22 protein-coding genes and 1 tRNA gene are annotated in these 26,227 nt (G+C 63.6%); 3 read left to right on the forward strand and 20 right to left on the reverse strand.

From position 1 onward, the window contains the following. Positions 1-97: 97 nt before the first annotated feature. The 10 genes from BM118_RS36660 to BM118_RS36710 all read right to left on the reverse strand — a co-directional run bounded on the left by BM118_RS36660 (position 98) and on the right by BM118_RS36710 (position 13,997). Positions 98-343 (reverse strand): hypothetical protein, encoded by a 246-nt coding sequence (locus BM118_RS36660; RefSeq protein ID WP_092192436.1) that lies wholly within the window; start codon positions 341-343, stop codon positions 98-100. A gap of 22 nt (positions 344-365) precedes the next feature. Beyond that, positions 366-1,844, reverse strand: a complete 1,479-nt coding sequence (locus BM118_RS36665) for a radical SAM family RiPP maturation amino acid epimerase (protein ID WP_092192438.1) — start codon at positions 1,842-1,844, stop codon at positions 366-368. Positions 1,845-1,996: 152 nt separating this feature from the next. Further along, positions 1,997-2,560 carry a cyclic nucleotide-binding domain-containing protein gene (locus tag BM118_RS36670; protein WP_092192440.1) on the reverse strand — a complete coding sequence of 188 codons (564 nt, stop codon included), beginning with the start codon at positions 2,558-2,560 and terminating at the stop codon, positions 1,997-1,999. A gap of 11 nt (positions 2,561-2,571) precedes the next feature. Further along, positions 2,572-5,478: an NHLP bacteriocin export ABC transporter permease/ATPase subunit gene (locus BM118_RS36675; RefSeq protein ID WP_092192442.1), complete on the reverse strand. Its 2,907-nt coding sequence runs from the start codon at positions 5,476-5,478 to the stop codon at positions 2,572-2,574. Beyond that, positions 5,475-7,691: an NHLP family bacteriocin export ABC transporter peptidase/permease/ATPase subunit gene (locus BM118_RS36680; RefSeq protein WP_244550321.1), complete on the reverse strand. Its 2,217-nt coding sequence runs from the start codon at positions 7,689-7,691 to the stop codon at positions 5,475-5,477. The genes BM118_RS36675 and BM118_RS36680 overlap by 4 nt, the downstream gene beginning before the upstream one ends. A 12-nt stretch (positions 7,692-7,703) precedes the next feature. After that, a complete protein-coding gene (locus BM118_RS36685) occupies positions 7,704-8,972 on the reverse strand; it encodes an NHLP bacteriocin system secretion protein (RefSeq protein WP_092192446.1) in 1,269 nt (422 codons plus the stop codon). A 103-nt stretch (positions 8,973-9,075) separates the two neighbouring features. Beyond that, complete coding sequence (locus tag BM118_RS36690) at positions 9,076-9,807, reverse strand: sulfite exporter TauE/SafE family protein (RefSeq protein ID WP_092192448.1); 732 nt, start codon at positions 9,805-9,807, stop codon at positions 9,076-9,078. 495 nt (positions 9,808-10,302) lie between these two features. Further along, entirely contained in the window at positions 10,303-12,087 is a 1,785-nt protein-coding gene (locus BM118_RS36695) for a hybrid sensor histidine kinase/response regulator (RefSeq protein WP_244550322.1), read from the reverse strand. Between the two features lie 153 nt (positions 12,088-12,240). Beyond that, positions 12,241-12,891 (reverse strand): response regulator, encoded by a 651-nt coding sequence (locus BM118_RS36700; protein ID WP_244550323.1) that lies wholly within the window; start codon positions 12,889-12,891, stop codon positions 12,241-12,243. A 1,035-nt stretch (positions 12,892-13,926) separates the two neighbouring features. Next, positions 13,927-13,997: transfer RNA gene (locus BM118_RS36710), tRNA-Met, on the reverse strand. Between the two features lie 551 nt (positions 13,998-14,548). Between BM118_RS36710 and BM118_RS40955 the strand changes: the two genes are divergently transcribed. From BM118_RS40955 to BM118_RS36725, 3 genes are all read left to right on the forward strand, one after another. Beyond that, the gene (locus BM118_RS40955) at positions 14,549-14,866 is read left to right on the forward strand and encodes a hypothetical protein (RefSeq protein WP_143099587.1); all 318 of its coding nucleotides are present in this window, start codon (positions 14,549-14,551) and stop codon (positions 14,864-14,866) included. Positions 14,867-15,124: 258 nt separating this feature from the next. Next, positions 15,125-15,961, forward strand: coding sequence for a DUF72 domain-containing protein (locus BM118_RS36720; protein ID WP_092192454.1), 837 nt, complete (start codon positions 15,125-15,127; stop codon positions 15,959-15,961). Between the two features lie 146 nt (positions 15,962-16,107). Beyond that, positions 16,108-16,569, forward strand: coding sequence for a DUF488 domain-containing protein (locus BM118_RS36725; RefSeq protein ID WP_092192456.1), 462 nt, complete (start codon positions 16,108-16,110; stop codon positions 16,567-16,569). A 143-nt stretch (positions 16,570-16,712) separates the two neighbouring features. Here the strand turns inward: BM118_RS36725 and BM118_RS36730 are convergent, their stop codons facing one another. From BM118_RS36730 to BM118_RS36775, 10 genes are all read right to left on the reverse strand, one after another. Next, entirely contained in the window at positions 16,713-17,627 is a 915-nt protein-coding gene (locus tag BM118_RS36730) for a PhzF family phenazine biosynthesis protein (RefSeq protein ID WP_177235021.1), read from the reverse strand. Between the two features lie 121 nt (positions 17,628-17,748). After that, positions 17,749-18,642, reverse strand: a complete 894-nt coding sequence (locus BM118_RS36735; protein WP_092192458.1) for an amidohydrolase family protein — start codon at positions 18,640-18,642, stop codon at positions 17,749-17,751. Positions 18,643-18,664: 22 nt separating this feature from the next. Next, the gene (locus tag BM118_RS36740) at positions 18,665-19,906 is read right to left on the reverse strand and encodes an MFS transporter (RefSeq protein ID WP_092192460.1); all 1,242 of its coding nucleotides are present in this window, start codon (positions 19,904-19,906) and stop codon (positions 18,665-18,667) included. Positions 19,907-19,956: 50 nt separating this feature from the next. Continuing rightward, entirely contained in the window at positions 19,957-20,688 is a 732-nt protein-coding gene (locus BM118_RS36745; RefSeq protein ID WP_092192462.1) for a GntR family transcriptional regulator, read from the reverse strand. Positions 20,689-20,820: 132 nt separating this feature from the next. Next, the gene (locus tag BM118_RS36750) at positions 20,821-21,027 is read right to left on the reverse strand and encodes a hypothetical protein (protein ID WP_092192464.1); all 207 of its coding nucleotides are present in this window, start codon (positions 21,025-21,027) and stop codon (positions 20,821-20,823) included. 145 nt (positions 21,028-21,172) lie between these two features. Continuing rightward, the gene (locus BM118_RS36755; protein ID WP_092192466.1) at positions 21,173-22,480 is read right to left on the reverse strand and encodes an adenylate/guanylate cyclase domain-containing protein; all 1,308 of its coding nucleotides are present in this window, start codon (positions 22,478-22,480) and stop codon (positions 21,173-21,175) included. Between the two features lie 107 nt (positions 22,481-22,587). After that, a complete protein-coding gene (locus BM118_RS36760; protein ID WP_092192468.1) occupies positions 22,588-23,751 on the reverse strand; it encodes an ABC transporter permease in 1,164 nt (387 codons plus the stop codon). Further along, on the reverse strand, positions 23,748-24,680 hold the full coding sequence (locus tag BM118_RS36765; protein WP_092192470.1) for an ABC transporter ATP-binding protein: 933 nt from the start codon (positions 24,678-24,680) through the stop codon (positions 23,748-23,750). Before BM118_RS36765 ends, BM118_RS36760 begins: the two co-directional genes overlap by 4 nt. Continuing rightward, positions 24,677-25,465: an HlyD family secretion protein gene (locus BM118_RS36770; protein WP_092192472.1), complete on the reverse strand. Its 789-nt coding sequence runs from the start codon at positions 25,463-25,465 to the stop codon at positions 24,677-24,679. Before BM118_RS36770 ends, BM118_RS36765 begins: the two co-directional genes overlap by 4 nt. Beyond that, positions 25,462-26,139, reverse strand: coding sequence for a TetR/AcrR family transcriptional regulator (locus BM118_RS36775; RefSeq protein WP_092192474.1), 678 nt, complete (start codon positions 26,137-26,139; stop codon positions 25,462-25,464). The genes BM118_RS36770 and BM118_RS36775 overlap by 4 nt, the downstream gene beginning before the upstream one ends. Positions 26,140-26,227 lie beyond the last annotated feature (88 nt).

Consider the following 26,227-nt stretch of genomic DNA (forward strand, 5'->3'; position numbering starts at 1 on the left):
TACCTTGCGTCGCCCGGATCGAACCGGAGCGGCACCTGACAGATGATTGCACCATCTTCCTGTCACCGTATTCCCAGCCTGTCACCATATTCCCCAACTATCGCGTCATCAGTCTTCCGCCATTGACCAGCACCGCGCCAGTAATCTCTTCAAGGGTCTCGTCGGTGAGTCCCCCGGACACATCCCCACCGCGAACGTCCTCGATATCCATCTCGGTGAATTCGAACCCCTTCGTTTTCGCAAGACCGATGATCTGCCTGGTGTCGCCACTGCGAATGACGGCTTCCGCGGATGCATCACCGGCGACGCTCATCAGAAATTTGGTCCATTGGTCGATTTTCATGATCCTCTCCGTGACTTTCGGTTCAATTTGACAAGGGCCCGCCTGGTTCTTGCAGGTCCTCCTCCAGCGCACCAAGATTGAATAGGTCTTCCAACGTGGCCGTGGTCGCTTCTCGCCTGACGCCGCACTCCCGATCGAGAAGGGTTCCAATGGCGCTTGCGTTGTGCCTTGCCGAAGCAATCAATTCTCCGAGCCGCGCCATTGACGGCATGTCGGACGTGTCTTCGAAACGTTGTCGCAAGCGCCGTCCGATCAGAGCGAATCCCGTATTGATCGATTCGTATCGCAGATGGTTCGGAAAGCGCAGAACGGGCAAATCGCTTGCTGTCCTCGTCATGTGACGAGACATCATATCTTCGACGATCCGCGCCACATCGCCGCCCGTCTCGAAGCTTGCCTCGTCGTAAACACGGTATCCCATCGGCCAGCGATCATCTGGCGCACACGGGCTGACCAGTCTAATGGTGCGCTCCGCCAGGTTGAACTTGAAGCCAGACTCGCAGGACGGCGTGCTGATCACGGGCCGCTCGGGCTGATACTTGCGATACTTGGCAACGTTGTCACGGGCCCGGCCCGCAAAATTCAAGGATCGAGCGTCCGTTGCTCCCTCGTTACGCAGGCCGAACAGAACGGGAAGTGTCTCCTCCGGCGAGAAGACGGCGTGAATCTTCGCGAGTGCGCCAACGCTCAGGACCGAAAAGCGCACCCGATAGGCCGGTGAGATCGCGAGCAGGCGCCGGGTGCGCTCGACATCTCGCGTTGGAATGGCCGTGCTCGTGAATGGCACGTCGCCAAAGGCAGAGACGAAATCGTCAACGAAGCGTTCGTAGTCGGGATTGTCGAAAGGATCCGTACCGCTATAGCAGATGGTCCTGCGGGCCGCGGGGCCGCTCACCCCACCGATCACTTCAAGGATTTCGCGCCAAAGCCGGGCATGCTCCGGCGTGTAACGAAATACATCGTCGAGCTTGGGCGGCGACAGTGAGCAAAACCAGCATCCGACGGAGCAACCGCGCGATAGCTCGAAGCTGGCAGGAATGTGCGGATTGGGCGTAAGTGACACGCCGATCTCCAAGTTCGCCCGGTAAATCTGGCGCTGACGCCAGCGAGCGAAGCGGGGATCGGCCGGCTGGCTCGCCGCGGTTGCGTCAAGGAGATGTTTGGTTCCTCGCCTTTGGAAGTCGCGGTAGCGAACCCAAACGGGCGGAGACTTAGATTCATCGTCGCCGGAATGCTCCGGGTCCCATATTGGGCGCACGAGTTCGGGATCGACCCGCAAATCGAATGTCGCGGCGACCCGATCCGGGTCCTGGATAAAGGCGGACCGGAACGTCGGGTCCGCATGCCACCGTTCCTCGAAACGCTTGATATCGCTGAACGGCGTGACGTCATCTGCCGCGGGAGGCTGCAGGCCGGCCAGTTCAAACAGATGCAGGGTCCGCTCGGACGTCTCGTCTGCCGCCTGAAAGTCATTTCGGATCAATGCGGTCGAAGATTTCATGAATGTCGTCCGCCGATAAGGAATTTCCGGACGGCGTTCAAATTCCCCGCCCAAAATGTAAAGGTACCGCTGGATTCATCTGCGAGCGATACGGCAGATGCCGTATTTCATCGTCGGTCGCGAGGAAGTGTCGAAAGGCCCTGCCTTCGATCTCAGGATCTGGCGCCTTTCATCGCGACCTGCTCGACAAGCTTGAGCAGACGGTCGAATCGCTCGCCCGCGACCGACACCTGGTCGAGCACGGCAGGATCAAGCTCGTCCTCCAACCGTGTCGCTTCGTCGCCGAGCCCGGTTTCCTGCTCACCATAGGCCATCCTGCGCTCGGTGGCGCGCAGGCGGTCCGACAGCAGGATGGCGAGAGCGCGATAAAAGCGGCCGGCAAAGGCGTGGTCTGCCGCGAGCTTTCGCAGCAGGACCTGCTTGTCCAGGAACAGGGCAACCGAATCGACCTTTGCCGCCACCGTGGCCGAGGGCGGCGCTGAATCGACCAGCGACATCTCACCGACGAAGTCGCCCGCCTCGAGCTGGGCAATCTCGCCGATGCCGGACACGCTCACGCCCATTCGTCCCTGCAACAGCAGGACGATCGACGGGATCGGCACGCCTTCATCGATCAGGACCTCCTGTCGCCCGATGCCGCGGCGGGAGCCTGTACGGGCCATCCAGTCGATGTCGGAGTCGTTCAGCACGCCGAATATGAAGAGGACCTTGCGCATATCGGTGACCCCTAGATCAATTGACGTTCCGCGAAATTCGCAAACAGGCCTGGCTGCGCCATCAACTCAGCAAAGCTGCCGGTCTGCACGATCTTGCCGCCGCCCATCACGACAATCCGGTCCGCCGACCGAACGGTGCTGAGCCGGTGCGCGATGACAATACGCGTCAGGTTGAGCCTTGATATCGAATCGCTGACGATGGCCTGGGACCGGTTGTCGAGCGCACTGGTGGCCTCATCCATCAGCAACAGCCGCGGCCGATGCGCCAGCGCCCGCGCGATCAGCAATCGCTGGCGCTGGCCACCAGAGAGCGTGTTGACGCCCTCTGCAACGAGGGTCTGCATACCCATGGGCATGGCCTCGAGATCACGGTCCAATCCTGCCAGCCGTGCGATCTCCCAGGCCTGGTCAATCGACAGACGGGCCGCGCCGCAGATGTTTTCATAGACGCTGCCGGAGGCGAGCCTGGAGTTCTGCAGCACGACCCCGGCGTCGCGGCGCAACAAGCCGACGTCGATCGTCTCGAGCGACTTGCCGCCGACAAAGATCACGCCGGATTCCGGCTTCTCGAAGCCGAGAAGCAATCGGAAGAGTGTCGACTTGCCGCTCCCCGACGGGCCGACAATGGCGAGATATTCTCCTGTCCTGACACTGAGGCTGACATCGTCGAGGATCAGCGGCCCGCTCTCGCCATAGCGGAACGACACGTTGGCAAACTCGATCGAGCCGCTGATCTCGCCGACCGACTTCCGCTCGTCGCTGATTTCGGCCGCCGTCGAGATGATCGGCTTGATCCGCTCGATCCTCGGAATTGCGACCAGCAGTTCTCCGATCGCCGACGCCCACTCGCCGACCGCGGCGAGCGACAGACCGAACGCCGCATAGAATGCCAGGAACGTACCGAGTTCGTGCACCGGCCTCGCGCCGGACGTGGTCTGGGCCAGGGCGAAGATGAGCAGCGTCGCCAGCGCAGGAAACGCCGCATCGAGGCTCTTCTGGAGGTTTGCCGCACGCTGCGACGCGATGAAATGGCGCTTCTGCCTGGAAAAGCGCTCGACCCAGATCGAGAGCGCCTGCATGGTCGCGTTCGCAATCCGCAGTTTTCCGACGCCGGTGAGGAGCTGCAGAACCAGCCCCTCCAGCCATCCCTGAAGATAAAGGCTCTCGCGCTCCTCCGACAGCCGGACCAGGCTGATCGCGACCACCATTGCGACGCGCAGCACGGCCAGCGCCGCGGCCAACAGGCCCAGTCTGACGTCGAGGGCGAACATCACGGCAAAACTGAAAACGCAGGACACAAGAGCCAGAAATCCGCGAATGCCGCGGCCGGTGACGATCGTGCGGACGGCTTCGACACCAAGCGTGCGGTCTGCGAGGTCGCCGACGGAGAAGTTGCGGAAGAAGGCGGTCGGCATCCGCAGCAGGCGGTCGACAATTGCCGCCTGCAACACGAAGTCCAGCCGGCTCTCAAGCCGGAGCATGGCGATGCCCTGCATCATCTGAAATCCGCCGGCCACCAGCGTCACGACAACGAGCGCGACGGCGCAGATCAGGAGTTGGTCGACTTCCGCGCGCGGGAGCACGGAATCGATCAGCAGCTTGGTCACCAGGGGCGTAGCCAGCGCGAGAAGGCCGAGGCACAGGGCCGCCAGCATGATCCGCAGGACATCGCCCCGGACCGTCGCGGCCCCGAACTTCAGGAGATCACGAACCATCAGGGCCCGCGACGGCAGCGGGCGATAGAACATCACCGCCTCGGGAGCCAGTTCGGCGGCGATTTCCCGCGTCAATTCACGGCGCGTGCCGGCGCCGGGGTCGACGATGATGTGGCGGCCACCTGCCTTGGGAAGGATCGCGACGGCCCGCCGGTCTTCGCCAAGGAACGCGACGAACGGACCGGCACTGTTGGTCTGCCAGTCCGCGCGCAGCAACAGGCGCCGTATTCGCACCCGCGACGCGTTCGCGATCCTCACGGCGCGCGTAAGATCATCATTGTCGAACGCCATATTGGCCGGCGCCTGGAGCGAAAGGCCCATGGCAGCTCCAACCTCCCGACAGGCGGCCAGCAGACGGCTGGCGCCGTCCGCGCCGGACTGCGATGCTTCCGACCCGGCCGTGATGATGCCGGCAAGGCGGCTGACAATGCTGGTCCTGCGCTGCCGGTTGAGACCGGAGCGCAGGCGCAGGCGGTCAGCCTCCGCGAGGGTATCCTCATCGATCCTGCGACACAGGCTTTCCATGACGCGTGCATGGAAGCGATCAAGCGCGGCCCATATCTCGGGAAGCGGGAACGCGGTGCTCTCCCGCACCACCAGCGTCGCGTCCTCGCGGGCGACGACCCAGGTTCCCGGCGACATCGGCGAGGGACACTCCCCAGAGCCATGGATCTCCGGCATCTCCATCACGCCGATGGTCCCATGCTCAATCCCGATCCAGCCGACCTGCCGGCCGGACAGCCGGAGAATGTCGCCGGATGCCAGTGCGTATCGCGAGCCGATCGCGGCCTGCTGCACGACCGCTCCTTGAGGAGACGCCGCGATGACTCCCGACACAAGCGCAGTCCAGGCGTCGATCGCGTCCCGATCCGCAAGACCGCTGCGATGATCGATCACGATTTCGGTCTCGAGACCGCCGACCGCAATCACGGCCATCGAATTCCCGTTGCCATCGCGGATAGCGGGCATGCCGAAAACGACCGCGCCTTGCTCGACCCGAAACAAATGATGCCGACGGCTCGGCTCGCCGCCGGCGCTCTGCCTGACTGCAAACAGGTCGACATAACCGCGCACGACGCGCAGCACGAGATCGAGATCATTGATCGGCAAAGGCTGATGGCTCTCGAGTGCGACCGGGCCTAGCGCCGCGCCTTCGCGCCAGGGCGGCGTTTCGAGGGAGGGAGGCTGGTACGCGCTGCTCATTCGCTCGACACCAGCTGGACATATTCACCGCCCTCGGCGAGCAGCTCCTGATGCGTCCCCCGCTGCACGATCCGCCCGTTGCTCATCACGAGGATCTCGTCACAGTCGCGTATCGTGCTGAGCCGGTGGGCGACGATGATGCAGGTGCAGCCCCTGCGCCGGAGATTGTCGTCGATCGCCTTTTCGACGATCGGATCCAGCGCCGAGGTGGCCTCGTCGAGGACGACCACGGAAGGATTGCTCGCCAGCGCGCGCGCAATCTCGAGCCGCTGTCGCTGGCCGCCGCTGAAATTCCTGCCATCCTCCGCCACGTGGCAATCGTAATTGCCGGCGCGGACGGCGACATCTTCATGGATCAGCGCATCCTTGAGCGCCCGCGACACGCTGGCCTCGGCCACGGTGTCGTCCCAGAGCGTGAGGTTGTTGCGGGCTGTCCCCTCGAACAGCAGGATCTCCTGATCGATATAGGCGACCGAATTGGTGAATATCTCCTGGGGAATCTCGGTCATCGACCAGCCGTCAATGCGGATGTCGCCGGACCACGGCCGGTAGAGGCCACTGACCAGCCGTCCAACGGTGGATTTGCCGCTGCCCGATGCGCCGACCAAGGCCACCCGGCAACCGGGCTCGACGACCAGCGAGAAATCCTCGATCAGCGCCGGCTCGAGCGCCGAATAGCCGAATGAAACGTCCTTCAACTCGACCCGGCCCGACAGCTTTGCGGGCATGCGGGCGGGCGCACGCTCGATCGGCACCAGGGGACGGGCGGGATAGTTGAAGACGTCTTCAATCCGGAACAGATTGCCCTTGATGGCCAGGAAGGCCGTGGTCTGCTGCACGAGCGCGTTGATCGGCTCGACCAAGCTGGTGAGCAGGGCCTGCAAGGCGACAAGGCCACCGATGGTCAATGCGCCGTCGACGATCCGCAAGCCACCCACGCCCAACACGATCGCGACGGTCAACCCGGTCAGGAAGATCGGACAGGTGTCGAGGAAGCTGGCGTAGACGCCGAGATCACGCTCGGCGTTCAGGACCTTGGCCTGAAATCCGGCCCAGCGCGCGAAGGCGTCGTCCTCCAGACCTCCGGCCTTGATCGTCTCGATCGTGCGAATGATCTCGATGGTGCTTCCATTGAGCTTGGCCCGTTCGATGGTCAGCTTGCGGTTGAGATCCTCGCGCTGGCGCGCGATCAGCCTGAGGACGAGGACATTGAGGAGAGCCATGGCGATGCTGATCGTCGCCAGGAGACCATCGTAGAACGCCATCGTGACGGCGATGAAGACGACCGAGATCAGGTTCAGGGCATTGGTAGCCACCCCGTTCGAAAGCAGTTGCGCAATCTGTTCGCTGGCAGCGATGCGGCTGGCGAGGTCACCCGAGTGCCGCTGGGTGAAGAACTCCATCGGAAGGGTCAGGACGTGCCATAGCAACTGGCTGACCATCGTCACCGTCAGCTTGGTCTGGATGCGCAGGAGCAGCGACTGTTGAAACGCCGTCATCAGCGCCCGCGCCAGGGCCGTCATCGCCATGCCGATCAGCAAGGGCGTGAACCAGCCCTCGACATGCTTGATCAGGACGTCATCGACGAAGATTTTCGCGAAGGTCGGAACCAGTATGGTGGGGACCACGAGCGCCATGCTGAGCGCGACCAGCAGCAGCACCGCCCCCAGCGAATTCGACAGTCGCCGCCTCAGCAGCGGAAAAAAATCGGGCTCGCGCCCGCCCGGCTTGAACTCGGGTCCTGGCTCCATCGCCAGGACGACGCCGGTGAAGGACGCATCGAACTCATCATGGCCGACCTTGCGACGCCCAACGGAGGGGTCGTTGACATAGGCGCAATCCGCATCCAGCCTTTCGAGCACCACGAAATGGTTGAAGTTCCAGTGGATGATCGATGGCATCGGCAGCTCATGCAGCGTTGCCGGCTCTTTCCTGAACCCCTTTGCCGTCAGTCCGAACTGCCGCGCGGCCTTCAGCACGTTGCTGGCCTTGCTGCCGTCCCGGGACACGCCGCATGCTTCGCGCAGCTTTTCCAGCGGCACCCAGAGACCGTGATAGGCCAGGACCATCGCGAGCGAGGCCGCACCGCATTCCAGCGCTTCCATCTGGAACACCGTCGGCGTGACCCAACGCCGCCGCATGCGCCTGATTCGGTTACCAAGGCGATCGAGCAAACCTCGATAGTCGCCGGTCGGGTGCGATGACGCGGTCATGCGCTGGCGGTCCTAACCGCCAATTCCGGTCAGCCGCTTCGTCAGCGGGATCACCAGATCGATCGGCCGCTGCTCGCGCGTCGTGACCTCGGCGCGGGTCAGCGTCCCGCTCGAGAGCAGGATCGGCGGCCCCTTGCCGGAGGTCCAGCGATACAGGCTGAAGGTCGACGGATCGCGCTCCAGGGCTACCTTGGCCGCATAAGGCGCGCCATCCCCGGTGAAGCGCTTGACCAGCGCGTCGTTGTGCAGGTCGGCCAGCATGCCCTGGGGCGTTACCGGGAAATCCGAAACCGCCACCACCTTGCCGACAATCGCGCCGTATTCCTCCCGCTTGATCGTGACCGGCTCGACACGAACCTCCATGCCCGGCCTGATGGTCTTGCCGCGGTCCGGCGGCATGTAGACGGTCGCCTCCAGGACCTGCCCCGCGATCTCGATTTCGATCACCGGCGTACCCATGACAAGCACCGCGCCGCTGGAGACCTTGACTTCGACGACACGACCGTCTGCGGGGCTGAGGATCCGCGATCCTCGCTCGAGCTCGGCCGCATGCTGCTCGACCGCCCGCTTCGCGTCATTGACCTTGAATTCCGACAGCAGGCGATCGCGCTCACGCTGGCTCTGCAGATCCAGCCGCTGCGCGTTGAGCTTGAGGATATCGTTCTTTGCGTCGGAGATGCGCTCACGCGCATTGTTGAGTTCGACGCGGCGGTCCTCAAGATACCTGCGGGTCACAGTTCCGTTCGCCGCCGCCGGCTCGAGCTTGGCTACCTCGTCCGTGAGATAGGTGGAGCGCTTCTCGGCAGCCGCGATCACGTTGGCCAGACCTGCCTCCTGCGCCGCATAGTTGGCAAGCTTGGCATCGATCTCCCGCGAAATCGCACCGGTGAGCTCGGCATGCTCGCGTTCGCGCTCGCGCAGGACATCCCTCGCCTGCTGAAGCCGCTGCTCGGTCTCGGTCTGGACGACGCGGGCGATCACCTGATCGCGGCGGACGGCATCGCCGATGCCGACATCGAGCGAGGCCAGCTTTCCGCTCACGGCGGATACGGCATCGACCAGGCGGCCGCCGCTGCTCAGCAAAATGCCATCACCGGATACGCGGGTCGGAATGCGGCCGAGCACGCTCCAGGCAATCAGCACGACCAGTCCCAGCGCCAGCGCCAGCGCGGCCATCCAATCGAACGGGCGCGTGACGCCGACAACATGGTCGAGCTGTTCGGGATTCGAAAGCCGCTCGATGGCCGCTTCCCGAAAGATTCGTTCCGTGCCCCGTTTCATGCACCCCCCGCCGTCTTCGGCCGGGCTTGATTTGGCCGGACTGCTCTCGCTTTTTCAAGCAGATATCGTCTGCCAGCGCGGATCGTACCTCGAAAACCGCCTGCTAGATCACAAGGCAAAGTCCCGAAAACAGCAACAAGCCCAGGACGATCCGTTTGAAGGCTGCTTCGTTGATCCGACCGAACAGGACGATCCCCACAGCCGTTCCGGCGGCCAGGGCGGGCAGGGCAATGCCAAAGTCGATCAAGACCTTCAGCGAGAGGCTGTGGTGCGAAAGCATGAGAGCGAGAGCAAAAAGCTGCATGACGCCGATGTAGGGCTGCACCAGGCCGCGCTGCTGAGTTTTCGGGAGACCATGGATGTCGCACCAGATCGCAGGAAGCGCGCCGGGCATCGCGGTCAAGCCGCCGACCAGCCCGCCGCCAAACCCTACCAGCGCGTTCCTGCTCCGGCTGTCCATCTGACGCAAATAGGCAGCCGTCGGCCGCACCAAGGCATATGCCGCGTAAAGCGATACGAGTGTTCCAAACCCCAGCCTGAAGATGCCTGTATCCACGTTCTGCAGGAGATAGATCGCGATCGGAATGCCTAATAGTCCACCAGCGATGAAAACCAGGCTGGTTTTCCATTGCATGCTCTTGCGTAGTGCAAACAGATTGGCCGCCTGTACGGTGATACTGCAAGCCATCATCAATGGCACGGCTTCCATCGGCGGAAAGACGTGGAGCAGGATAGCGCCGGCGACCGCAGAGAAAGCAAACCCGGAAAGGCCGGAAACGAACGCGCCGGCAAAAACCGCCGCACTCAGAACCAAATAAACCGCTATCTCCGACATGGCATCGCTTCCTGGAGAATGGTGATCGCAGTCAATAGCCGGACAGCATGGGGCGTCCGGACTCACGCAAGTGACACCAGCCAATCGATCTAGTCGCGGTCGATCGCGATTGCGGCCGTTTCGATGGGTCGGATGCTCGGCGCGTGATCCAGCATGAATCCTGCGACGAGGTGCAAAATGCCGAAGCCGGCCAGGACTGCGATTGTCCACGCCTTGAGAGGCGACGATGCTCGCCAAGCGCGAGATCTACCGATAAATGCCATATCCAAATGACTTTCTTGCACGCTGCCGTTCAAGCGCGTTCAGTTCGGGGCAATAGATATCGTCGGGCGCATTGGCGGGCGATACGGCAGATGCCGTATTTCGTCGTCGGCGAGGCGGCTAATGCCGAAAGGGGCAGCGCCACCGCGGGTGACCGCGCCGTGGAAGATCAGCGCCGGGACACGATCTCAACCGTGGCCGGGTGATCGCCGATGGCGGCAGCGACCCGTCCCTCTAGCAACCACTATCGACGGATTCCTTGCCGTCAACACAGGCGACAACGATCGCTTCGTGCAATTCCTCGCCGGAGATCGGCTTGTGCAGAATACGATGACCGCTGGCGGCGGCTTCCTTGATGCGCGAGGGCGAGGTATCGCCGGTCACGATCAGGGCAGGGACGGAGCGGCCGATATGGGCGCAAAGAGCCTCGATCGCCTCCAGGCCCGTCGCGCCATCTCCGAGGCGGTAGTCGGCGATGATCAGATCGACCGGTGCATCGCCGACCGCGACCGCTGCTGCATGTATCTGTTGCACCTCGGCGGCGGACCGGCCGGCATAAACGCGATGCCCCTGCAGCGTAAGCAACTGCACCATGACATCGAGAACATCGCCCTCGTCTTCCACGACCATGATGTTGACCGCGATGCCTGCCGGCGATGCCCTGTCGGCCGGCGCAAGAGTTTCCACGGCACTAGCTTGCGGAACCGTAACGGAAAACATCGAACCGCGGCCGACGACGGAGACCAGCTTCAGCGGATGTTGCAGTAGTGCGGCGGTGCGGCGAACGATGGCGAGGCCAAGGCCAAGGCCTTGCGTGCGCTCCCTCGCCGGGTTCTGCAACTGCACGAATTCCTCGAAGACCATTGCTTGCTCATCTGCGGGGATGCCGGGGCCGGTATCCCATATCTGGATTTCCACCGACGCGCCGCGCCTGCGGCAGCCAAGCAGAACGCCGCCGGATATCGTATAGCGAAAGGCGTTCGACAGCAGATTGCCCAGGACCCGTTTCAGCATCATGGGATCGCTGTCCACCTGGAGGCGGCTTTCAACAACACGCCAATCAAGGCCGCGCTCCTTCGCCACCGAAGCGAACTCGTTGCCGAGCTGGTCGAAAAGTTGGGAGAGATTCACCGTCTCCCGCGCAACAGTGACGACGCCGGCATCAAGCCGGGAGATGTCGAGCAGTCCGTTCAGAAGGGCGCTGAGATTTCCGACGATGGATATTGCCTTGCCGGCGAGATCGCGCGCATCGCCGGATTGGACGGCGCCGCGGCGACCCAGCGTCGCGAGCGTGGCGATCAGCAGACTCAAGGCATGGATCGGCTGGCGCAGGTCATGACTGGCAGCCGCGAGGAAACGCGTTTTCGCACGATCGGCGGCCTGCGCGCGGTCGCGTTCTTCCTCGAGGTGGCCGACCAGCTCGACATTTTCCAGGCGCAACCTGATGGTCTCACGCAGCATGCGGTGCGTTGTGCGGCAATAATAGAGGTTGATAGTCACAAGTCCCGTAAGCAGGGCGAGATATGCGCCGGAGGTATCACCTCCATTGATAAAGGCGCGCACCATGACCGGCAGCACCGTTGCGATGATCGAGCCGACGAGAGCCGGCGGAAAGGCCGAGAGCGACGGAACTGTGCCGCAGACCAGACCGGTCAAGGCAACAATGGTGAATAAAAAAGCAACGGGCTGTTCGGGAACGAACCCAACCCAGCCGAGCATTCCCCACAGCAGTCCCGACACGCAGGAAAACGCGGCCGCGAGCCACGCCCATCGCAACACAGACGCTGGTTCTCGATTCCGGCTGAAGAACCGGCGCGCCGCCAGGACGCGTATGGCGGTGAGCAGATACAGCGCACCGAGCCATCCGACCAACCAGCTCGCCGGTACGGTGCTCCTCAGGACGTATGCCGCCGCCAGGGAGATGAGGACGTTGGAGGCCACCACCCCATAGGAATTGCGATACAAAAGCTCGACCAGCGCTTCGCGTATCTTGTCTTCCTGCATCGAAACTTCCTGCATCGAAACCTCTCCGCGCGCCGGGAGGTGCGGCGGCTTCGTTCGCGAGTTGCCGGTGCGCCAGAGCCCCGTTCCGGTGGAATCGGAACGGGGCTCTGGATTCCTGTTTGGCGCGTTTTCTTGGCGCGAACCGTATCCGCTTCGCTCGAAAACGCGCTAGCCCGCCGGAAGGCCGAGACGAATGGCGTAGGCCGTCAATTCGGCACCACTGTGCAGATCAAGCTTCCGCATCAGATTCTCGCGATGTTTCCGGGCTGTCAGCGGGCTGATGCCGAGACGGTTGGCGATGTCGCGGCTAGTGGCGCCGTGGGGGATCATCGCCAGGATTTGCCGCTCGCGCCTTGTCAGTGTGACCGGAGATATGATCGCTGCCGAGGGCTCCGGGATTTCGCTCGGGCCGTCATGGTGGTCCACCGCAAAGCGAACCTCCTGCGCCACATAGGAGTTGCCTTTCCTGATGGCATCGATCGCAGCGATGAGTTCGGACGGATCGCCGCTCTTGGTCAAATAGCCGCTCGCGCCCGCGGAAAAAGCCGCCCGAACCGAACGCGGCTCGACATTGGCGGTCAGGACAAGAACCCGTAGCGCCGGCCAAGTGGTTCTCAGGTGAGCTATGAATTGAAAGCCGCTCACACCGGGCATGCCGAGATCGAGGACGAGAAGATCGGCGGAGTTTTCGTTCAGCAGCCGATGAACAGCCTCTGCGTCCGCCGCTTCTCCGCTGACAATAAGCCCGCCCACGGTCGACAGAAGCTGCTTCAGACCTTCCCGCATAATCGCGTGATCGTCAGCAATGATCGTCCGCACCGGTCCGCACCTGTGTTGCCCGTCAGCAACGGTATTAGGGTATCAATCAACTCCAATCAAGGATTGGGATCCACAAATCCATTTGCCGGATGTGGTCGCCTAGGCAATTTTGCGGTGGTCGTCCCGTTGCCGTGTTGCACGGCTGGCGGCAGTGGACGCTGATCCCGGTCGATTCACCGTCGGATTTGAATCTCTTTGGCCGCCGCTCGCGTTCCGGCTTTCCAAGAGCGGGCTCGTGACCACCTCCGGTTGTGCGCTCTGTGCGAGGCGTGGTCGCCGGATTACGCGACGAAGTAGCGGCGCTGCATCTTCGCAGCACAAGGGCCCGACAATGCGCCATGACGGCAATGGCTGTGACGCTGGCCTGCGCTAGGGCTGCGCGCCAGCGCAACGTGCGGGCTGAGGTCTGTGCGTCCGCTTCCATCTGGACCGCGGCGCCCTTCGCGTCATGGGGCATACTGTCCGTTTTGCTCGCCCCGATATCCTATTCTACGACGAGCAGGTAATTCGCCTGTATCATCGCGGCTGCGCGCTGTATCGAACGGGTGAAGATACAAGAACAAGGGAAAAATCGCACAACAGGCTCGCCGCGCGAGGTCCGACCGCTTAAGCGTCGCGCGAGACACGGTCTGTTCTGGTGTCTGGAATGAAAAAGCCCTGCATCAGCAGGGCCTTGGGATGGTGGGCGCACCAGGGCTCGAACCTGGGACCCGCTGATTAAGAGTCAGCTGCTCTTGAGCCGCTCGTTTCGGTTGGACTTAGGCCTTCCAAGGAATCGGCAGCCGAACAACGACAAAGCATCGCCGACACGGGGCTTCTGTTCCCTGCTCGATCTGACGACAACAAGATTGGGCGAATCCTTCGTGCCCTAGGCGAGCGAAAGAGAACCCATCGAGCCCGTCCTTTTTGCAGACACCCACCTTTCAGCAAGGATTCGATTACTATGGGATCAGGGATGCGTGCTACCGATTTGCTACGAGGCCGTTTGCGAGGTTTTGCCGCGCAGCCTAACTGCCTGATATTACGATCGAATCGTGGTAGCGGGGGAGGGACTCGAACCCCCGACCCCAGGATTATGATTCCCGGCCTGAATGGCACTCCCTGCGCGCGCCAAGCGTTACAAGACACCCCAGTTAGTCTGCACGTCGCTGGCGCACTAGCGAAGCGACGGCGCTTACCATCGCTTGCTCGACAGAGCTGCCGCCTGGCACGCACAACTGCGAAACGAGCTGCGGCTATTGGGTGCCGCTAAGGCGGCTAATTGTCAGCATAAGTGTTTGAAAATTCTTGCTGGGCGCTCCCTAGGGGAATCGAACCCCTGTTTCAGCCTTGAGAGGCTGAACAGCCAAGGGTGAGTTCGCTGCCGGCATTAGCGAGTCGTAGGACCACGCCCAAGCCGGTGGCCATTCACGCACAAGAAGAGCCACCTTGCGTGTTGCCGACCTGAATCGAGGCTTGAGGGGCTGGAAACTTTCGCAGTATTTGGTGACGCTTTCGCAGCTACTGCTAGACTGTCCAACAGCGCGCTCGGCGGCCTTGGCCACATCGGTATGAACTGGACGCTCTACGGCCACGCCGACCAGTGGGTCTTTGTCACCTGCGGCATCGCCATGCCGCGGGACGTCCCTGGGTCGATTTCATTGCTCCGTCGGTTGACGTGCTCAAGCCGATCCTGGCCAACGGGACGCTGAAGGCGCTGCCTGCTGGTGACACACGCCCACGAGGACCACATCGACGCGACATCCCGATCTGGAAGCAGATCGGTCGCCGCATCCCGCTCCACGCGACCCTGTTCGCCACCGAGGTCATCAAGCGCCGCCTGCCCGAAGCCAGTGTTCGCAGCACGTTGAAGACCTTCCGTCCCGGCGACGGATTTAATGTCGGAACTTTGAGCCCCGTCACGCGAGGCCCTGTGCTCGACCATAGCAAGCCGGTCGTCTGCGGCAGCCTTGGCGGCCGCCCGCAATTTCCTTAGCGCCAAGAAGCAAAGCGCAAATCAAAGGTCGGAGAGTTAAGCTAGGGCGTTGATTCGCCGGGTGCTTGAATTGCAAAAAGCGTGATCTTCCATGCTCGTTCGACTGTAAAAACAATGTGTCAAAGTAAAAACTCTATGTCTGAGTAAAAACTCTGTTGTCATTCGACAGCAGATGATCTGGTCGGAAGCTTAGACGGGCCGCGGCAACTGGCCAATCACAACTCGTTTGACTAGGATGCCGGCCTCCCCTCCACGTCGATGCGAGATCCTCCCGTGGCCAAAGCAAAAACCGTGTCCAAAAAATCCGGCAATATCTTCATCGGCATCGGCGGCTGGACCTTCGAGCCCTGGCGCGGCGTGTTCTATCCGGAGAAGCTGACGCAGGCGAAGGAGCTGTCCTATGCCGCCTCGAAGCTGACCTCGATCGAGATCAACGGCACCTATTACGGCTCGCAGAAGCCGGAGAGCTTTCGCAAATGGGCCAGCGAAGTGCCCGAGGGTTTTGTCTTCTCGGTGAAAGGGCCGCGCTTTGCCACCAACCGCCGCGTGCTCGCGGAAGCCGGCGATTCCATCAAGCGGTTCTATGATTCCGGCGTGCTGGAGCTCGGCGATCATCTCGGGCCGGCGCTGTGGCAGTTCGCGCCGACCAAGAAGTTCGACGGTGCCGATTTCGGCAAATTCCTCGAGCTGCTGCCGCGCAAGCTCGACGGACGCGCGCTGCGCCATGTCGTCGAGGTCCGCCACGACAGTTTCTGTACGCCGGATTTCGTTGCGCTGATCCGCGAGTTCGAGACACCGGTCGTGTTCGCCGAGCACGGCAAATATCCGGCGATCGCCGACGTCGCCGGCGATTTCGTCTATGCCAGGCTCCAGAAGGGCAATGACGAGATCAAGACCTGTTATCCGCCGAAGCAGCTCGATGCCTGGGCCAAGCGCTTTCAGGACTGGGCCGAGGGCGGCGAACCGGACGATTTGCCGAAGGTCGACAAGGCCAAGCCGAAGAAAGAACCGCGCGACGTGTTCGCCTACGTCATCCACGAAGGCAAGGTGCGCGCGCCGGCCGGCGCCATGGAATTGATTGCACGGGTGAGCTGAGCAGGCCGTGACCTATGTCGCTCGCAGTTGGGCGCAGCAAAGCCCCCACACGTCATGGCCGGGCACAGCCGTCCAAAGGACGGCGTCGCTTCCGCTCGCCTATGCCCGGGCATGACGACCTCTCATGTCGTGACCCGAGGTGTCCCATGGCAAAGGCGAAGAAGCTCTTCACCATCGGTTATGAACAGACGCCGCCCAAGGCGGTGCTGGACGAACTGGAGCAGGCCGGCGTCAAGCTCGTGGTCGACGTGCGCGCGGTGACCTCGTCGCGCCGGCCGGGCTTTTCCAAGAAGCAGCTCGCCGCAGGGCTCGATGAGCGCGGCATCGCCTATGTGCATCTCGCCGCGCTTGGCACGCCGAAGGAAGGCCGCCTTGCCGCGCGCAGCGGCCAGTACGACGTGCTGGAAAAGATCTATTCAAGGCACCTGAAGACGCCGCAGGCCAGGGAAGAGATGGATGAGCTCTCGGCACTGGTGAAGAAGGCGGGTCCTGTGTGCCTTCTCTGCTACGAGCGCGACCACACCCACTGCCACCGCCAGATGATCGCGGAGGTGATTGAAGAGCGGGATGGCGTGACGGTGAGGAATTTGGCGGGGCGGCAGATTTAGCTCTCCGTCATTCCGGGGCGCGACGAAGTCGCGAGCCCGGAATCCATTCCTCCACCATCTCTGCCGCCCGATGGATTCTCAGGTGCGCAATTGCGCACCGTAGTTCGCGCTGCGCGCGCCCCGGAATGACAAGGTGAGAGACCTCAGCCCTCCCCTGCCAGCCGGAACGTCCCTTCCATCATCTGCACGCAGCTGCCGCCAACATGGGCGGACATGATCTTGCCGTTCTGCTTGAGCACGCGCGTCAACAGGATGCTCGGACGGCCCATGTCGAACCCCTGGCCGACGGTGAGCTTCAACTCGCCATCGCGCGCGGGATCGAGATCGGCGAACAGCGCGGCGGCGGCGACCGTGGCGCTGCCGGTGGCGGGGTCCTCGATCAGGCCGCTGGCGCCGGGGAAGAACATCCGCGCCTGCCGCTCGCATGGAGCTTCCGCCGCCGGCACCTCGCGCGTGTAGAAATAGACCGAGAAGGCGCCATCGCGCGGCAACATCCGGCTGAACGCCGCAGCATCGGGCTTGGCCCGCCGCACAGCCTCGCGCGACCCCACTTCCGCCACCACGAAGGGCGTTCCAACGCCGACGACCTGCGGGGCATGGCGATCGACCTTGATATCCTCCGCGGTCAGGGAGATGCAGGCCGCGATCTCTTCGGCGGAACACGTCGCGAGGCGCGCCAGCGGCTGCGGCGCGGTGAGCTCGGTGCTGACCACCCTTCCCTGCTCCCGTACGATCTCGACCGGCACCAGCCCCGCCTTCTCCTCGAACAACAGGCGCGGCTTCGGCTCCTTCGCGAGGCTAGCCAGCACAAAGGCGGTGCCGACATTGGGATGACCGGCAAAGGGCAGCTCCCGCACCGGCGTGAAGATGCGCACCTCGGCGTCATTGGTCTTGTCGCGCGGCGGCAGCACGAAGGTCGTCTCGGAATAATTGAACTCGGTCGCGATCGCCTGCATCTGCGCCGTCGACAAGCCGCCGGCATCGAGCACCACGGCGAGCTGGTTGCCGCCGAAGGGGCGGTCGGTGAACACGTCGACGGTGATGTAGCGGCGCTGCATCTTTGCTTTCCTCACGCAAATCGCAGCCGCGACCGGCTGCATCGCCGGCAGTCTACAAGCCGGCGACATCGTCCGTCATGCCCCAAAATTCGGAGCAATCGGAGCAATCGCAGATGACGTATCAGAAGCGAAAGAGTGGTCGCGGCGATGCCAGCACTTGCGCGCGCTCACTCTGGTCAATGATCAGCGTATCGAGAAATTGCCGGTTCTTTTCGTAAGCCTGCGACGCCTCGAACTGCGTGTGCGGCCAGTCGCTGCCCCACAACAGGCGATCGAGACCGTAGGCGTTGCGCAGCAGCGGATAGGCCGCTTTCGCGAAATCTTCGCCCGACGCCCCGTTGCGATACGGCGCCGAGATCTTGACCCAGACGTTCCGCGTTGCGCCGAGCTTCAGCACCGACTGGAAGCCGGGATCGGCGACGCCAGGTTTTGGATCGGGCAGCGCGTAGTGATCGAGCACGACGGTGACACCGTGATCGAGCAACTGCGGCGCAAGCACGGCGAGATCGGCCGCGTTGCGCTGGACCTCGACCTGCCAGCCCATGGATTTCACGCCTGCGAGCAGCGTCTTCCATTCGCCGGCAGCGAGATCGGGCAAGGGCTGACCGACGAGATTGAGGCGAATGCCGACGATTCCGGCGCGATCGAGCCTGCGCAGCTCGTCCGCGGACACAGCGGGGTCGACGACGGCGATGCCGCGCAGGCGCCCGCGCGCCTCGTTCAGGCACGCGCTCAGATAAGAGTTGTCGGTGCCGAGAAAGCTCGGCTGCACCAGCACGCCATTGGTCATCCCGTTGCGGTCGAGCTGCTCCAGATAGAGCGACAGCGGCGCGTCGTAATCCGGCGCGTAGCGCCGGCCCGGCGCGAGCTTGAGGCCGCGATGAAAGACATGGGCGTGGGTATCGATCGTCGGCAAGGCCGCCTCACTGCTGGCTGTGGTCGCGGCCACCGTCACGAGCGACGCGAGGCCCGCGCCAAACTGGCGGCGCGTCAGGCCGCGCTGGGACGATGTCATGGCTGCTCCTCCCCATCCCGCGTCAGGCGCGCGTCGCGGCGGCTTGTTCAAACACCTTGCCGCGGGTTTCGGGCAGCAGCAGCACCGCGATCAGCACCAGCGAATAGGCGAAGGCCGCATCGATGCCGATCGCCGGCCCGAGCCCGATATGGTCGCTGAGAAAGCCGACCAGGAACGGGAAAGCGGCAGAGACGATGCGGCCGAAATTGTAGCAGAAGCCGACGCCGGTGCCGCGCACGCCGGCCGGATAGAGCTCGCTGAACAGCGCCGCCATGCTGGCGGGAATGCCGGCGGAGAAGAAGCCGAGCGGAAAGCCGAGCACCAGCATCTCGCCGTTGGTCAGCGGCGCGAAGATGTAGATCAGCACGGTGATGATGCAGGCGCTGGCGAACAATGCGACATTGATCCGGCGGCCGATGCGGTCGCTGATGATGCCGCTCACAACGCAGCCGCAGAAGAAGGCGACGATGATGACGGCGAGATAGCCGCTGGAGCCCAGCACGGACAGATGCCGCACTTCGCGCAAGTAAGTCGGCAGGAACGTCGTCAGCGCCGCGTAGCCGCCATGGGCGCCGATGCCGAACAGGCCGCCGATCAGCGTCGCGCGCAGCACGTCGCGATGGAAGATGCCCGAGAGCGTCGCGAAGAACGGCGTCTTCTCGCTGGCGACTGCGCGCGGCGGCTCCTTCAATCCGCGGCGGATGAAGATGATGAGGAGCGCGGGCAACAGCCCGAGCGCGAACAGCAGCCGCCAGGCGATGTCGGCGGGCGCATAGGTGAAGACCAGCGCCGACAGCAGCACGGCTGCGCCCCAGCCGACGGCCCAGGCGCTCTGCACCGAGCCGAGCGCCTTGCCGCGATGTTCGGGGCGGATGATCTCGGCCATCAGCACCGCGCCACAGGCCCATTCGGCGCCGAAACCGAGGCCCTGGATCGCCTTCAGGACCAGGAGCTGGGTGTAGGTCATCGCGAATGCGCAGGCGAAGGTCGCGAGCGCAAAGGTCAGAACCGTGATCTGGAGCGCCTTGACGCGGCCGAAGCGATCGCCGAGCGCGCCGCCAAGCCAGCCGCCGAACGCGCCGAAGAACAGCGTGATCGAGCCGAGCAGCCCCGCGTCGGCCTTGCTGATGCCGAACGCGGCGATCAGCGCGGGGATCGCGAGGCCGAACATCTGGACGTCGAGCGCATCCAGCGCCCAGCCGCCAAAGCTTGCCCAGAATGTGCGCCGCTCAAGCGGCGAGCTTTCGCTGTACCAGTTCGACATTTTTCCTACCCCTGTACTCGTTTATTGATTGGTGTCGTTGAAAAGCCGCTTCACCTGATCTCGACGTGATAGCGGAAGCGATCGGCCGGCCCGCGCGAGCGGCGCCATTCGATCGGCCGCCGTTCGAGGTCGAGCGCGAGGCGCTCGACGACGATCAGAGGCGCATGCGCCTCGAGCCGCAGCAGGCGCGCCTGCATCTCGTTGGCGGTCTCGACCGTCAAGATTTCCTCGGCGGAGACCACGACCTCGCCGCAGCGCTCCTCGTAGAGCGGGTACAGCAGGTCGCCGAATTCGGCGGTGTCGATGTCGAGGATCGGCGCAAAGCGCGATTGCTGCAGCCAGATCTCTTCGGCGAGCAGCGGGACATCGTCGATCAGGCGCAGGCGCGACAGGCTGATCACGGGCTCGCCGACGGGGATGCGGAGTGCGGATGCGACCGCCGATGTCGCCGGCACGCTCTTGCGCCTGATGATGCGGCTCTTCGGCACGCGCCGTTCGCCGCTCTCGGACTGGAAGCGGAAGAAGCGGAACAGCGAGGAGTTGAAGCGCGCGCGGCGCACGAAGGTGCCGCGGCCCTGTTGCCGTTCCAGCACGGCATCGGCGACGAGCTGGTCGATCGCCTTGCGCACGGTGCCGATCGCAACGCCGTAATGCGCGCCGAGTTCGGCCTCCGACGGGATCGGCTCGCCCGGCCGCCACTCATTGCGGTTGATCCGCGCGGCGAGGTCGTCGCGCAGGCGCTGGTAGCGTGGCAGGCGGTCGTCGAGCGGCGCTGAATTCATATAGTCATATAGATGACTAGATGAGAAGCGAGTCAAGCGCTACTAAAATACCGCCAACGACCGGGGCAGCCATGAACTGCCGCGACGCCGGGCCGGCGGACTTCACCAGCCCGGCGTCGTCTGCCGTGATCGTTAGTACATCGTCGCCGTGTTGGGCAGGCAAGGCGGCTGCTTGTAGGGCGCCGTGGCATACGCGCCCTCTGCGGGAGCCCTGACGCAGTGGTCGGCCGTCGCCTCGGTTGTCGCGCGCGGTGGGGCGACGTGGCGCGCGGATGCGGCCTGGGTTTGGGTGACGGCGGCGGCGATCAGGGCGGCCGCAACAAGGGTCAGTCGGGTCATGAGCTTTCTCCGGGTGACAAGCGGAAGCCGAGTTGTTTCGGCTTCCACTGTGCAAGACCCGAAAGCTAGCAGAGATATTTCATCACGCGCCTTCAACGGAACGCGACTCCGCTTCAACCAAACGCGACTCACATTTGAACGCGCGCTATCCCAGTCGAAACACCGCCACCTTCTGCTCGTAGCCGCGCACCTCGACTTCGCCGAGCGGCACGGCATCCTCGCCGTCATCGCCGAGCGCCTCGCGCACGGACGCCGAGATCAGGAGCTGCGAGCCGAAATCCTTGTTCAGCGCCTCCAGCCGCGAGGCGAAGTTCACGGTGTCGCCGATCACGGTGTATTCCTTGCGCCGGGGCGAGCCGATATTGCCGGCGACGACCTCGCCGAAATGGATGCCGATGCCGATCCGCAGCGGCCAGCTCGTCTGCGCGTTGATGCGGTCCATCGCGGTCAGCATCTCGCGGCCTGCGGCGACCGCGCGGTGCGCGGCGTCGGAGGCCTCCAGCGGCGCGCCGAACAGCGCGAGAAAGCCGTCGCCGAGAAACTTGTTCACGATGCCGCCCTGGCGATCGAGGATGTCGATCAGCACGGCAAAGGCGCCGTCGAGCCGGTCGACCACCTCCTGCGGGGTGCGCGACTGCGCCCCGGCGGTGAAGCCGCGGAAATCGACGAACATCACGGCGACGCGGCGGAGGTCGCCGGCGGCGCTCGTCCCCTCCGCCATCAGCCGCTCCACCACCTGCGGCGAGACGTGCTGGCCGAACAGATTGGTGACCCGGTCGCGCGCGGTGGCCGCCGCGATGCTCGCGGCAAATTGCCGCCGCAGCCGCACACCGACGGAGCCGGCAAGCACGCCGCAGATCAAAATGATCGTGCTGCGCACCGAGTGAAAGTAGATCAGGGGTTCACCGGTCTCGCTGGCCGAGTTGTAATACAGCGCGACGGCCAAGAGTTCGGCTGCAGCCACAAATCCCGTGAAGGTGGACAGCCAGAAATCGAGCCGCAGCGTCGAAAGAATAATGAAGATGAAATAGGCCAGCGGCAACACGAAACCGAGCGCCTGGCTCGCGCCCATGCTGCGAATCTGCAGGATCAGGATGATCGTCGGCAGCGACGTTTCGATGAGGGCGCCGATATAGCGCCTGATCACCGGCAGGTCGCGATCGAGCTTGAGGTTTCGTCTGATCTGGCTGTGGACCCAGACCTCAAAGAGGATGAAGCCCGCCAAGAGAATGTATTCGCGGACCAGGCCCTCCGTCCCGCGCCAGACCCGGTTCACGAGGGCCGGGTCGATCAGGTAGGTTGCGGTGAGGAACAGGACCATGACGCAGCCCGTCGTGATCAGCGCCCGCACCCGCAACAGCTCGGTGCGCAGCACCTCCCGCGTCAGCTCGCGCTCGAAATCCTCCGACAAGGCGGCGTGCTGCCGCGCCTTCCTGCTCGCAAACCTGACCATTCCACCCCCTAGTCATTCCGGGACGCACCGCAGTCGCGACCCCGGAATCTCGAGATTCCGGGGTCACGCTACGCGTGCCCCGGAATGGCATCAAAGGACAGTTTGCCTCAATCCAGCGTGCGGCGGAAGCGCGTCACGGCGATGGTCATGGCGATCAGCATCAGGGCCGCCAGCGCCAGCGTGTCGAAGTGCAGATTCTGCATGCTCGCGCCCTTCAGCATGATGGCCCGGACGATGCGCAGATAATGGGTCAGCGGCAGGCATTCGCCGACATATTGCGCCCAGGCCGGCATGCCGGCGAACGGGAACATGAAGCCGGAGAGCAGAATGCTCGGCAGGAAGAACATCATCGACATCTGCATGGCCTGGAGCTGGTTCTGCACCACCGTCGAGATCGTGTAGCCGATCGACAGGTTGGTGGTGATGAACAAGGTCGAGAGCAGCGCGAGCAGGAACAGATTGCCGAGCACGGGCACGCCGAACAGGCCGACGCCGATGCTGATGATCAGGAAGGCCTGAACGAAGCCGACCAGCACGTAAGGAATGATCTTGCCGAACATCACCTCGACCGGCTTGATCGGCATCGACAGCAGGCTCTCCATGGTGCCGCGCTCGACCTCGCGCGTGACCGAGAGCGCGGTGAAGATCAGCATGGTCATGGTGAGGATGGTGCCGACCAGCCCCGGCACGATGTTGAGGCTTGACGCTGCGGCCGGATTGTAGCGCGCATGCGCGCGGATCTCGAACGGCATCTCCGGGGGATCGCCGATATAGAGATCGTGCTTGAGCGCGGTCTGCACGACCATGCCAAGCGAGCCGATCGCCGCGCTCGCCGCAACGGGATCGGTGGCGTCGGCCGCGACCAGCAGCGCCGGCTTGTCGCCACGCCGCACCGCGCGCTCGAAGCCGCGCGGGATCTCGACGCCGAACAGCACCTTGCCCGATTTCAGCAGATTGTCGAAATCGTCGACGTCGTGCACCTCGTAGAGGAAGCGGAAATAGGCGGTGTTCTCCAGCGCCTTCAGGATCGAGCGGGCGAGATCGGAGTCCTCCTGGAGCAGCACGGCGCTCGGCAGAAGGTGCGGCGTTGTGTTGATGGCATAGCCGAACAGCATGAGCTGCATCACCGGCAGCATCACGATCATCGCGAACGAGACGCGATCGCGCTTGAGCTGGATGAACTCCTTGACCAGCATCGCGTAGGAGCGCCGCAGGAAGCCGAAGCGCTCGCGGATTTCGTGGGGTGGTGCGAGATGATCGATTGCGCTCATTGGAAATTGTCCTTGGAGCGGCTCATCAGTTCGATGAACACGTCTTCCAGCGAGGGATGCGACTTCTGCCAGTGCAGGCCGCTCCGCTCGCGCCACGGTGCGATGCTGGCTTCGAGCGCGGCAACGTCGCGCCCCGAGACGTGCAGCGAGGTGCCGAACGGTGCCACCATGTCCACGCCGGGCTTGCCGGTGAGCGCAGCCGCGAGCTCGTTGAGGTCCTCGCCGGTCACAGTGTAGGTCGAGAGCGCAGATTTCGCGATCACCTCCTCCACCGTGCCGTGCGCAAGCAGATGGCCGTAGGCGATGTAGGCGATCTCGTGACAGCGTTCGGCTTCGTCCATGTAGTGGGTCGAGACCAGCACGGTGAGGCCGTCGGCGGCGAGCGCATGGATCTCGTTCCAGAAATCGCGCCGCGCCTTGGGATCGACGCCCGCCGTCGGCTCGTCGAGCAGCAGCAGCTTCGGGCTGGGCAGCGTGCAGGCACCGAGCGCGAGCCGCTGCTTCCAGCCGCCGGAGAGCTCGCCGGCAAGCTGCTCTTCGCGACCCGAGAGTCCGAGCCGCTTGACCATGTCAGCCGCCGCGCCGCGTGCATCGGCAAGGCCATAGAGCCGCGCGACGAATTCGAGGTTCTCGCGCACCGACAGGTCCTGGTAGAGGCTGAAGCGCTGGGTCATGTAGCCGACCTGGCGCTTGATCTTTTCGGCATCGCGCCGGATGTCGTAGCCGAGGCAGGTGCCCTCGCCGCTGTCGGGCGTCAGCAGGCCGCAGAGGATGCGGATGGTGGTAGTCTTGCCCGAGCCGTTGGGACCGAGGAAGCCATAGATCGAGCCGCGCTTCACCTGCATCGACAGATCGTGCACGACCTCGCGGCCGCCGAACGACTTCGTCAGGCCCTTGACGTCGATTGCGATGCCGTTGCCGCCGTTCATCGCTTGTCCGCCATTGGAGTTTTTGGATTGAGATAGACGTCGATCGGCTGCCCGACGCGCAAGGCATCGGGGCGCGAGGGCCGCGCCTGGATCAGGTAAACGAGCTTGTTGCGCTCATCGAGGCTGTAGATCACCGGCGGGGTGTATTCGGCCGAGGTCGCGATGAAATAGATCTTGGCGGTCAGGTCGGCGGCGCAATTGTCGCAGCCGATCCGGACCGTGTCGCCGATCGCAAGCTTGGGCAGCTCGGTCTCCGGCACGAAGAAGCGCAGCTTCATGTTGCCGGGCGGCATGATCGAGAGCACCGGCCGCTGCGCCGCCACCATCTCGCCCTCGCGGAAATAGATCTGCTGGATGGTGCCGGCGACCGGCGCAAAGCCCCTGCGCCGCGCCATCCGCGTCTCCGACGTCGCCACCCGCGCTTCCGCCACGCGCAAGGCGGACACGGCGGAATCAAGATTGGCCTGCGTGCCCGAACCGGTCTTGTTCAACGAGGCCGCACGGTCATAGGTCTGCTGCGCGTTGGCGAGCGTCGCCTTGTTCTGGTTGAGATCGGCAAGCTGGAGATCGTCGTCGACGGAATAGAGGGCGTCGCCGACCTTGACCTCGTCACCCTCGCGGACGCTCAGCTTCGTTACCCGGCCCGCCTCGTCCGGGCTGACGAAGATCATGTCGGCCTCGACCCAGCCCTGGAAGCCGGGTTCGCGCTTCTCGTTGCAAGCCGCCAGCGCGGTCGCGAGCAGGACTGCCAATGCAAATCTGAAAATTGCTTGCGACGACCTCATGTCGTCCTCCGTTCGCCAAAAATCAAATCGAGATGGACGCGCAGCATGTCCCGCGCGTCGAGCGGCGCGTGACGCTCAAACAGGCTTTGCCAGATCACCGCGATCATCGCAGGCGCGATCAGGATCTGCGGATAGCGCGCAAGGTCCTTCTCGCGGATCTCGCCGCGGGCGATGCCGAGCTCGATCAGCGCGCGCATGGCGGCGACCCCGCGCGAGACCACCTCGCGATAGTAGAAGTCGGCGACGGAGGGAAAGCGCGGCCCCTCCGCCACGATCAGGCGCACGAGATCGCCGCGCCTGGTGCCGATCACCTCCTTGAGGAAGTTGCCGGCGAAGGCTTCGATGAGGTCGCGCACCGAGCCCACCGGCGGCGGCAACGTCGTCAGCCGCGCCACCACAGGCACGATCACGACGCGTACCAGCTCCTCGAACATCGATTCCTTGTCCTTGAAGTGCAGGTAGATCGTGCCCTTCGCGACTCCGGCCCGCTTCGCAATGTCGTCGAGCCGCGTCGCGGCAAAGCCGCGCGCAATGAACTCCTCCATCGCCGCCTCGACGATCGCCGCACGCCGCTCCGCCGCGCGTGTGGCACGGTTCGAGGCGGGCGCGGCTTCGGGCATGCGGCTCCCAGCCTGGGCCGCAGATGCCGCAGCGAGTTTGGCGGGCTTCTTCATGGTTCAATTATGACTGACTGGTCAGTCATAGTCAATCAATGAAGTAGAGCCCCGCGACGGAATTGAATTAGTCTTGACTAATGAATTA

Source organism: Bradyrhizobium sp. cf659 (assembly GCF_900113725.1).
In the GTDB taxonomy this organism is placed as follows: Bacteria; Pseudomonadota; Alphaproteobacteria; order Rhizobiales; family Xanthobacteraceae; genus Bradyrhizobium.

Coding starts and splice junctions, on each gene's coding strand:
- BM118_RS36750 (WP_092192464.1), bottom strand. CDS start 21,027: ATGACCCGACTGACCCTTGTTGCGGCCGCCCTGATCGCCGCCGCCGTC.
- BM118_RS36765 (WP_092192470.1), bottom strand. CDS start 24,680: ATGAACGGCGGCAACGGCATCGCAATCGACGTCAAGGGCCTGACGAAG.
- BM118_RS36660 (WP_092192436.1), bottom strand. CDS start 343: ATGAAAATCGACCAATGGACCAAATTTCTGATGAGCGTCGCCGGTGAT.
- BM118_RS36745 (WP_092192462.1), bottom strand. CDS start 20,688: ATGAATTCAGCGCCGCTCGACGACCGCCTGCCACGCTACCAGCGCCTG.
- BM118_RS36770 (WP_092192472.1), bottom strand. CDS start 25,465: ATGAGGTCGTCGCAAGCAATTTTCAGATTTGCATTGGCAGTCCTGCTC.
- BM118_RS36685 (WP_092192446.1), bottom strand. CDS start 8,972: ATGAAACGGGGCACGGAACGAATCTTTCGGGAAGCGGCCATCGAGCGG.
- BM118_RS36730 (WP_177235021.1), bottom strand. CDS start 17,627: ATGCAGCGCCGCTACATCACCGTCGACGTGTTCACCGACCGCCCCTTC.
- BM118_RS36680 (WP_244550321.1), bottom strand. CDS start 7,691: ATGACCGCGTCATCGCACCCGACCGGCGACTATCGAGGTTTGCTCGAT.
- BM118_RS36740 (WP_092192460.1), bottom strand. CDS start 19,906: ATGTCGAACTGGTACAGCGAAAGCTCGCCGCTTGAGCGGCGCACATTC.
- BM118_RS36670 (WP_092192440.1), bottom strand. CDS start 2,560: ATGCGCAAGGTCCTCTTCATATTCGGCGTGCTGAACGACTCCGACATC.
- BM118_RS36690 (WP_092192448.1), bottom strand. CDS start 9,807: ATGTCGGAGATAGCGGTTTATTTGGTTCTGAGTGCGGCGGTTTTTGCC.
- BM118_RS36665 (WP_092192438.1), bottom strand. CDS start 1,844: ATGAAATCTTCGACCGCATTGATCCGAAATGACTTTCAGGCGGCAGAC.
- BM118_RS36775 (WP_092192474.1), bottom strand. CDS start 26,139: ATGAAGAAGCCCGCCAAACTCGCTGCGGCATCTGCGGCCCAGGCTGGG.
- BM118_RS36760 (WP_092192468.1), bottom strand. CDS start 23,751: ATGAGCGCAATCGATCATCTCGCACCACCCCACGAAATCCGCGAGCGC.
- BM118_RS36735 (WP_092192458.1), bottom strand. CDS start 18,642: ATGACATCGTCCCAGCGCGGCCTGACGCGCCGCCAGTTTGGCGCGGGC.
- BM118_RS36720 (WP_092192454.1), top strand. CDS start 15,125: ATGCGAGATCCTCCCGTGGCCAAAGCAAAAACCGTGTCCAAAAAATCC.
- BM118_RS36755 (WP_092192466.1), bottom strand. CDS start 22,480: ATGGTCAGGTTTGCGAGCAGGAAGGCGCGGCAGCACGCCGCCTTGTCG.
- BM118_RS36695 (WP_244550322.1), bottom strand. CDS start 12,087: ATGCAGGAAGTTTCGATGCAGGAAGACAAGATACGCGAAGCGCTGGTC.
- BM118_RS36725 (WP_092192456.1), top strand. CDS start 16,108: ATGGCAAAGGCGAAGAAGCTCTTCACCATCGGTTATGAACAGACGCCG.
- BM118_RS36675 (WP_092192442.1), bottom strand. CDS start 5,478: ATGAGCAGCGCGTACCAGCCTCCCTCCCTCGAAACGCCGCCCTGGCGC.